At 68.3% G+C, this 7,280-nt stretch carries 4 protein-coding genes and 1 pseudogene; all 5 read left to right on the forward strand.

Annotated features, from left to right (window positions below; translation table 11 throughout):
- Window positions 1-278, forward strand: a pseudogene (locus tag ACEQZD_RS08595) (lipid-A-disaccharide synthase); the annotation flags it as partial.
- Entirely contained in the window at window positions 271-918 is a 648-nt protein-coding gene (gene rnhB / locus ACEQZD_RS08600) for a ribonuclease HII (protein WP_335628482.1), read from the forward strand. The pseudogene ACEQZD_RS08595 and the gene rnhB, both read left to right, overlap by 8 nt.
- Window positions 911-4,441, forward strand: a complete 3,531-nt coding sequence (dnaE, locus tag ACEQZD_RS08605) for a DNA polymerase III subunit alpha (RefSeq protein ID WP_142949939.1) — start codon at window positions 911-913, stop codon at window positions 4,439-4,441. Before rnhB ends, dnaE begins: the two co-directional genes overlap by 8 nt.
- A gap of 96 nt (window positions 4,442-4,537) precedes the next feature.
- Complete coding sequence (locus ACEQZD_RS08610; RefSeq protein ID WP_142949938.1) at window positions 4,538-5,509, forward strand: acetyl-CoA carboxylase carboxyltransferase subunit alpha; 972 nt, start codon at window positions 4,538-4,540, stop codon at window positions 5,507-5,509.
- A gap of 30 nt (window positions 5,510-5,539) precedes the next feature.
- A complete protein-coding gene (tilS, locus tag ACEQZD_RS08615) occupies window positions 5,540-6,859 on the forward strand; it encodes a tRNA lysidine(34) synthetase TilS (protein WP_370184979.1) in 1,320 nt (439 codons plus the stop codon).
- The last annotated feature ends 421 nt before the right edge of the window (window positions 6,860-7,280 follow it).

The raw sequence follows: 7,280 nt of genomic DNA on the forward strand, positions 1-7,280 counted from the left end.
TCGCGATCGTCTCGCGGTTGGTGAAAAGCGAGCATGTGGCGCTGCCCAACCTGCTGTGCCGCCAACGGCTGGTGCCGGAGCTGGTGCAGGACGCCTTCACCGGCGCCGCCCTGGCCGAGGCGGTTCAGGTCTGGTTTGATAGTCCCGAGCGGGTGGCCGCCCTGGAGGCGGATTTCACCCGGGTCCACGAGCAGTTGCGGGGCGGTGCCAACGACAAGGCCGCCGACGCCATCGCGGCGTTGCTGGCCCCGGGTACGGGAACCCAAGACCATGCATGATCCGTTCGCCGAATACGCCCTGGCGGAGCCGTTCATCCCGTCCAGCTTCGACTGTTTTCCGGGCATGCATCTGGCCGGGGTCGACGAAGTAGGGCGCGGCCCGCTGGTGGGGGCGGTGGTCACCGCCGCGGTGGTGCTGGACCCGGCCCGGCCGGTGCCCGGCCTGGCGGATTCCAAGACCCTCAGCGCGCCACGCCGAGAGGCCCTGGCCGAGGCGATCCGCGAGCAGGCGCTGGGCTGGGCCCTGGGCCGCGCCGAGCCCGAGGAAATCGACCGGCTGAATATTTATCATGCCACCCACCTGGCCATGGTGCGCGCCGTGGAGGCGCTCGCCCTGCGCGTCGACGCGGTGCTGGTGGACGGCAACCGGGGGCCGCGCTTCGCCTGCCCGTCGCAGCCCGTGGTAAAGGGGGACGGGCGGGTGCCGGCCATCGGCGCCGCCTCGATCCTCGCCAAGGTGGCCCGCGACCGGGAAATGGTGGCGCTGCACGAGCGTCACCCCGAATATGGCTTCGACCGCCATAAGGGGTACCCCACCAAGGTGCACCTGGCGGCCCTGAAAACCCACGGTCCGCTGCCGTACCACCGCCGCTCCTTCGCGCCGGTGGCGGCATTGCTGACAGGAGCTGGAAGTGACTGATCCCCGCTTTGTACACCTGCGCGTGCACACCGACTACTCCCTGGCCGACGGGGTGGTGCGCGTCAAGGAACTGGTCAAGGCCTGCGTCGAGCAGCGTATGCCGGCGGTGGCGGTGACCGACGAAAACAACCTGTTCGCCCTGATCAAGTTCTACTCCGGCGCCATGGGCGCCGGCGTCAAGCCGCTGATGGGCGCCGATCTATGGGTGCAGGCGGACGACCCGGAAGACGCCCCTTACTACCTGTGCTGCCTGGTGCAGAACGAAACCGGTTACCGCAACCTGACCCTGCTGATCAGCCGCGCCTGGCAGAGCAACCAGCACCGTGGCCGGGCGATGATCCGCCGCGAGTGGCTGCTGGAGCTCAACGAAGGGCTGATTCTGCTGTCCGCCGCCCGCGCCGGCGACGTGGGGCGGCTGCTGGTGTCGGAGAAGACCGCCGAGGCCACCGAGCGGGCCCGCGAGTACCAGCAGGTGTTCGGCGACCGCTTCTATCTGGAAGTGCAACGCACCGAGCGGCCCGGCGACGAGCAGTGCCTGCACGCCACCGTGGCCCTGGCGGCGGAGCTGGGCATCCCGGTGGTGGCCACCAACGACGTGCGCTTTATCGACCGCGACGATTTCGAGGCCCACGAAGCGCGGGTGTGCATCCACGACGGCAACACCCTGGATGACCCGCGCCGCACCCGGAAGTACTCCGAACAGCAGTATCTGAAAACCGCAGATGAAATGGCGGAGCTGTTTTCGGATCTGCCGGAGGCCCTGGAAAACACCGTCGAGATCGCCCGGCGCTGCACGCTGGACATCCGCCTGGGCGAGAACTTCCTGCCGGAGTTCCCGATTCCCGAAGGGCTGACCCTGGAGGAATACTTCGAAAAGGTGGCCCAGGAAGGGCTGGAAAAGCGGCTCGCCGGCATTCTCGACCCGGACGCGCCGGATTACGCGGAACGGCGCGCCGAATACGATCAGCGGCTGCAGTTCGAGCTGGGCATCATCAACCAGATGGGGTTCCCCGGCTACTTCCTGATCGTTGCCGACTTCATTCAGTGGGGCAAACAGCACCAGGTGCCGGTGGGGCCGGGCCGGGGTTCCGGCGCCGGCTCGCTGGTGGCCTACGCCATGGACATCACCGATCTGGACCCGATCCAGTACGACCTGCTGTTCGAGCGTTTCCTCAACCCGGAACGGGTTTCCATGCCCGACTTCGACGTCGACTTCTGCATGGAGAAGCGCGACCGGGTGATCAACTACGTGGCCGACAAATACGGCCGCGACGCGGTGAGCCAGATCATCACCTTCGGCACCATGGCCGCCAAGGCGGTGGTGCGCGACGTGGCGCGGGTGCAGGGCAAGCCCTACGGCCTGGCGGACCGGCTCTCCAAGATGATTCCGGGCACTCCGGGCATGACCCTGAAAGCGGCGCTGGAGCAGGAAGAGCCGCTGCGCGAATTCCTCGAGGACGACGGCAATTCCGACAAGGAATCCGCCAACGAAATCATGGAAATGGCGTTCAAGCTCGAGGGCCTCACCCGTAACGTGGGCAAGCACGCCGGCGGCGTGGTGATCGCCCCCGGCAAGCTCACCGACTTCGCGCCGCTGCACTGCGACGAAAACGGCGACAACCTGGTCACCCAGTACGACAAGGACGACGTGGAAGCCGCCGGGCTGGTGAAGTTCGACTTTCTCGGCCTGAAGACGCTGACCATCATCGACTGGGCGGTGAAGGCCGCCAACGTGCGCCGCGAACGGGAAGGCGAGGGCCCGCTGAGCATCGAGCGCATCCCGCTGGACGACAAGCCCAGCTTCGACCTGCTCAAGAAGGGCGACACCACCGCCGTGTTCCAGCTGGAAAGCCAGGGCATGAAGGAGCTGATCAAGAAGCTCAAGCCCGACCAGTTCGAGGACATCATCGCGCTGGTGGCGCTGTACCGGCCCGGCCCGCTCGAGTCCGGCATGGTGGACAACTTCATCAACCGTAAGCACGGCCGCGAGCCGGTGTCCTACCCGGATGTGAAGTACCAGCACGAATGGCTCAAGCCGATCCTGGCGCCCACCTACGGCGTGATTCTGTACCAGGAACAGGTAATGCAGATCGCCCAGGTGCTGGCCGGCTACACGCTCGGCGGCGCGGACCTGCTGCGCCGGGCCATGGGTAAGAAAAAACCCGAGGAGATGGCCAAACAGCGTGAGATCTTCGAGTCCGGCGCCAAGGAAAAAGGCATCGAGCCGGACCTGGCGATGAAGATCTTCGACCTGGTGGAGAAGTTCGCCGGCTACGGCTTCAACAAATCCCACTCCGCCGCCTACGCGCTGGTCGCCTACCAGACCGCCTGGCTGAAAGCCCATTACCCGGCCGAGTTCATGGCAGCGGTGATCTCCGCCGATATGCAGAACACCGATAAAGTCGTGACCTTTATCGATGAAAGCAAAAACATGGGCCTCAGGGTGCTGCCGCCGGACGTGAACTCCTGCGGCTACCGCTTCACCGTCAACGCGGAAGGCGACATCATCTACGGCCTGGGCGCCATCAAGGGCCTCGGCGAAGGCCCGATTGAGGCGATCGTCAGCGCCCGCGGCGACAACGGCGAGGAGCGGGCCTTCGAGGACCTGTTCGATTTCTGCCGGCGCATTGATCTGAAGAAGATCAACAAGCGCTCCCTGGAAGCGCTGGTGCGCGCCGGCGCCCTGGACAAGCTGGGGCCCAACCGGCATTTCCGCGACCGCGCCGTGCTGATGGCCACGCTGCCGGACGCCATCGCCGCCGCCGAGCAGGACGCCCGCAACCAGGAAGCGGGCATGATGGACCTGTTCGGCGGTGGCGAGGACGAACACGCCCCCGCCACGGCGGTGGCCTGGAAGCCCGGCCGTGACTGGAACGACGACATCCGCCTCAACGGCGAGAAAGACACCCTCGGCCTGTTCCTCACCGGCCACCCCATCGACCAGTTCGAAGGGGAGGTGCGCCAGTTCGTCAGCAGCCGCCTGAACAGCCTGCAGCCCACCGCCAAGGGCGAAGCGGCCACCGTCGCCGGCCTGGTGGTGGCGTTGCGCATCACCCGCAGCAAACGCAGCGGCGAGCGCATGGGCTTTATCACCCTGGACGACAAAACCGGCCGGGTGGAGGTGTCGGTGTTCGGCCGCACCTTCGCCCAGTACGGCGAGCGCATCCAGAAGGACGCCCTGCTGGTGGTGCGCGGCGGCGTGCGCATGGACGACTACACCGGCGGCTTCAACCTGGTCGCCGACGAGGTGATGGACATCTGCCAGGCGCGGGAAATGTTCGCCCGCCGCCTGCGGGTCAGGGTGCCGGTGGACGACGCCTTGCCCGACACCCTGGGCCGCACCCTGTCGCCGTACCGCGCCAACGGCAACGGCGGCGGCACCCCGGTGACGCTGCAACTGGCCCACCGGGAGGCGGATGCGGCCATGGCCCTGGGCGACGACTGGAAGGTGATTCCCCATCAGTCGCTGATGGACGACCTGCGGGGGCGTTATGGGGACAGCTCGGTGACGCTGGAATATTGAGCCCGGTAACAACTTGCAACCATAGCGCGGGGCGGGCCGCTCGACGCTGTCCCGGCCTTGGCGCTACACTTACCCCACCAAAGAAAGGGGTGCCCTATGAATCCGAATTTCCTCGAATTTGAACAACCCATCGCGGAATTGGAAGCGAAAATCGAGGAACTGCGTCTCGTCGGCAGCGGCAGCGACGTCAATATCTCGGAAGAAATCGGTAAGCTGCAGGAAAAGAGCATCACGCTCACCGAAAACATTTTCGGTAACCTCAGCCCCTGGCAGATTTCCCAACTGGCGCGCCACCCCAAGCGCCCCTACACCCTGGATTACATCCAGCGCCTGTTCGGCGGCTTCGACGAGCTGCACGGCGACCGGTCGTTTTCCGACGATCCGGCGATCGTCGGCGGCGTCACCCGCCTGGACGACCAGCCGGTGATGGTGATCGGCCACCAGAAGGGCCGCGAGGTGAAGGAAAAGGTGCGCCGCAATTTCGGCATGCCCAAGCCCGAGGGCTATCGCAAGGCGCTGCGTCTCATGGAGATGGCGGAACGCTTCAAGATGCCGGTGCTCACCTTTATCGATACCCCGGGCGCGTTCCCGGGCATCGACGCGGAAGAGCGCGGCCAGTCCGAGGCCATCGCCCGCAACCTGCGGGTGATGTCGCAATTGAAAGTGCCGATCATCGCCACGGTGATCGGCGAGGGCGGCTCCGGCGGCGCGCTCGCCATCGGCGTTTGCGATCACCTGCAAATGCTGGAGTTCTCCACCTACTCGGTGATTTCCCCGGAAGGGTGCGCGTCGATTCTGTGGCGCAGCGCCGACAAAGCGCCGGAGGCCGCCGCCGCCATGGGCCTCACCGCCGGCCGCCTGCACGAACTGGGTATCGTCGATCAGGTGGTCAAGGAGCCGCTGGGCGGCGCCCACCGTGACTACGATCAGGCCGCCGATGCGGTGCGCCGTAACATCAGTGAGCAACTCGACGAGCTGCGCGGCCTGGCCGTGCCGGACCTGGTGGAGCGCCGCTACCAGCGTCTGATGAGCTACGGCAACGTGCTCACCGACCCCGCCGACGAATAAACCGCCGGCCCCGTGCCGGCGGCCCGCGCCATGCCACCCGTTGACCCCGATGTCTCCGCCGATCTTGCCACCACCGTGCGGAGCCTCGCCCGCCGGGCGCCCGCCGGCCCCCTGTGGCTGGCGTTCAGCGGCGGCCTGGATTCCACCGTGTTGCTGCATCTGCTGGTCCAGGCCGGGCTCGGCCCGCGGCTGTCGGTGGTGCATGTCGATCACGGTCTGCACCCGGACAGCGAGCGCTGGGCGGCGCACTGCGAAGCGGTGGTCAGCGCGCTGGCGCTGCCGTTCTTCCGTGAGAGCGTCAACGTGGCCGGCCGCGCGGGCCTGGAAGCCAACGCCCGCGCGGCCCGTTACCAGGCGCTCTGCCGGCTGGCCGGCGACGCCACCCTGATCACCGCCCACCACCGTGACGACCAGGCGGAGACCCTGCTGCTGCGCCTGCTGCGCGGCGCCGGCGCCACCGGCCTGGCGGCGATCAGCGAGCACAGCCGGCGCGGCAGCACCCGCCTGTGGCGGCCGCTGCTCGGCGTCTCCCGCGAGACGTTGCGCGGGCTGGCGGAGCAGGGCGGCTGGTCGTGGATCGAGGACCCCAGCAACCGGGCGCTGCACCTCGACCGCAATTACCTGCGCGCCGAGATTCTGCCGCGCCTGCGCCTGCGCTGGCCCGGCGCCGACGCGGCCCTGGCCCGCGCCGCCGGGCACCAGGCCGACGCCGCCGCCTTGCTCGCCGAACGCGCCGAAGAGGACGCCCGCCGCCTGGCCGTGTCCGCGCGCCGGCTGCCGCTGGCCGCCTGGCAGCGGCTCGATCCGCCCCGGCTGCGCAACCTGCTGCGCTGGTGGCTGGCCGCCGCCGGCGCCGCCACCCCGTCGGCGGCGATACTGGCTGAGATCCTGGCGCTGCCGTCGGCGGCCGCCGACCGTTCGGCGCGCGTCGCCTGGGGCGGCTGGCAGCTGCGCCGCTTCCAGGACCATCTGCATCTGCTGGCCGACGCCGAGCTGACGCCGCTGACGGTGGCCCTGGACTGGCCGCCGGGCACGCCGCCGCCGGACCTGGGCGCCTGGCGGCTGGTCGCCGGCCCCGGTGATGGCAGCGCCGAGCAACCGGCACTTCAGCTGCCGGACGGCCTGCCGCTGCGCCTGGCGCCCGCCCGGGGCGGCGAGCGCCTGGCCCTCAACGGCTGCCACCAGCGCGTCGCCGAGCTGTGGCGCGCCGCCGGCGTGCCGCCCTGGCGCCGCCGCCAGTGGCCGCTGGTTTACGCCGGCGACGACCTGGTCGCCGTCCCCGGCGTCGCCGTCGCCGACCCCTGGCGCGACCAGCCCCTCACCACCTGGCACCTGGAACCGGCTTCCTGACGAAGCCGGGTTTGTGGGAGCGGGCTGTGGGAGCTTGCCTTGCAAGCGAAAGGGTGGCTTTAGCCACCCGGCAGGATTCCAGAGACCTGGGTTCTTCAGGTTTCCGGTGCTCCGAATCGGAGACGCGGTGCAATGGTGGTGCCTTCCGGGATCGCTCAAGCCGTCCCTGGGCGCTCTCATTTGGCCAGCCCTGGCCAAATAGGTCCCTCCAGGCACCACCATTGCCCCGCTCACTGGGTAGCGTCACCGCCACGGGTTACAACACCCCCGGCCCCCCAGGTAGGGAAGCTTGGAATCTCCCAAGGAGCGCCGGGATCGGGTGGGCCACGGGTTACAACACCCCCGGCCCCCCAGGTAGGGAAGCTTGGAATCTCCCAAGGAGCGCCGGGATCGGGGGGGCCCGTCCAGGTCCGTGGTTGGC

This window comes from Alloalcanivorax sp. (assembly GCF_964221125.1).
Lineage (GTDB): Bacteria > Pseudomonadota > Gammaproteobacteria > Pseudomonadales > Alcanivoracaceae > Alloalcanivorax > Alloalcanivorax venustensis.

Bases quoted from the DNA above. Each gene is read 5' to 3' on its own strand.
- rnhB (WP_335628482.1), top strand. From the start codon at position 271: ATGCATGATCCGTTCGCCGAATACGCCCTGGCGGAGCCGTTCATCCCG.
- ACEQZD_RS08610 (WP_142949938.1), top strand. From the start codon at position 4,538: ATGAATCCGAATTTCCTCGAATTTGAACAACCCATCGCGGAATTGGAA.
- tilS (WP_370184979.1), top strand. From the start codon at position 5,540: ATGCCACCCGTTGACCCCGATGTCTCCGCCGATCTTGCCACCACCGTG.